Origin of the sequence: Paenibacillus hubeiensis, from assembly GCF_032334105.1 — a bacterium.
GTDB classification, from domain to species: Bacteria; Bacillota; Bacilli; order Paenibacillales; family Paenibacillaceae; genus Paenibacillus; species Paenibacillus hubeiensis.
The window spans coordinates 1315-2957 of the sequence record NZ_JAVYAE020000037.1; the positions used below are offsets into that span (position 1 = coordinate 1315).

Here is a 1643-nt window from a genome sequence, read left to right on the forward strand (position 1 = left end):
ATACAAGTGAGAATGCCGGTATGAGTAACGAAAAGATCAGTGAGAATCTGATCCGCCGAAAGCCTAAGGGTTCCTGAGGAAGGCTCGTCCGCTCAGGGTAAGTCGGGACCTAAGGCGAGGCCGAAAGGCGTAGTCGAAGGACAACAGGTCGAAATTCCTGTACCACCGTAAATCGTTACGAGCGATGGGGGGACGCAGTAGGGTAGTGACGCAGGCTGATGGATGCCTGTCCAAGCAGTGAGGCTGGTTAGTAGGCAAATCCGCTAACCGTAAGGCTGAGCTGTGATGGGGAGTGAAAATTACAGTAGCGAAGGTCATGATCTCACACTGCCAAGAAAAGCCTCTAGCCAGATGAAGGTGCCCGTACCGCAAACCGACACAGGTAGGCGAGAAGAGAATTCTAAGGCGCGCGGAAGAACTCTCGTTAAGGAACTCGGCAAAATGACCCCGTAACTTCGGGAGAAGGGGTGCCCCGGTAGTGTGAATAGCACGAGGGGGCCGCAGTGAAAAGGCCCAAGCGACTGTTTAGCAAAAACACAGGTCTGTGCGAAGCCGTAAGGCGAAGTATACGGGCTGACGCCTGCCCGGTGCTGGAAGGTTAAGGGGAGCGGTTAGGGAGCAATCCCGAAGCTGTGAACCGAAGCCCCAGTAAACGGCGGCCGTAACTATAACGGTCCTAAGGTAGCGAAATTCCTTGTCAGGTAAATTCTGACCCGCACGAATGGCGTAACGACTTGGGCGCTGTCTCAACGAGAGATCCGGTGAAATTTTAATACCTGTGAAGATGCAGGTTACCCGCGACAAGACGGAAAGACCCCATGGAGCTTTACTGCAGCTTGATATTGAATTTGGGTACGATCTGTACAGGATAGGTGGGAGCCTGAGAAGCATGAGCGCCAGCTTGTGTGGAGGCACCGTTGGGATACCACCCTGATCGTATCTAGGTTCTAACCTGGTGCCCTGATCGGGTACGGGGACAGTGTCAGGTGGGCAGTTTGACTGGGGCGGTCGCCTCCTAAAGAGTAACGGAGGCGCCCAAAGGTTCCCTCAGAATGGTTGGAAATCATTCGAAGAGTGCAAAGGCATAAGGGAGCTTGACTGCGAGACCTACAAGTCGAGCAGGGACGAAAGTCGGGCTTAGTGATCCGGTGGTACCGCATGGAAGGGCCATCGCTCAACGGATAAAAGCTACCCTGGGGATAACAGGCTTATCTCCCCCAAGAGTCCACATCGACGGGGAGGTTTGGCACCTCGATGTCGGCTCATCGCATCCTGGGGCTGAAGTAGGTCCCAAGGGTTGGGCTGTTCGCCCATTAAAGCGGTACGCGAGCTGGGTTCAGAACGTCGTGAGACAGTTCGGTCCCTATCTGTCGTGGGCGTAGGAAATTTGAGAGGAGCTGTCCTTAGTACGAGAGGACCGGGATGGACGTACCGCTGGTGTACCAGTTGTTCCGCCAGGAGCACCGCTGGGTAGCTATGTACGGACGGGATAAGCGCTGAAAGCATCTAAGCGTGAAGCCCCCCTCAAGATGAGATTTCCCAATTAGTAAGACCCCTTGAAGACGACGAGGTAGATAGGCTGGGGGTGGAAGTGCAGCAATGCATGGAGCTGACCAGTACTAATCGGTCGAGGGCTTATCCAA

Annotated in this window: 1 rRNA gene (running past one end of the window); it reads left to right on the forward strand. The window is 54.5% G+C overall.

Annotated elements, in window-relative coordinates:
* Nucleotides 1–1643, forward strand: a 23S ribosomal RNA gene (locus tag RSX24_RS32085); it begins 1314 nt to the left of the window's first position.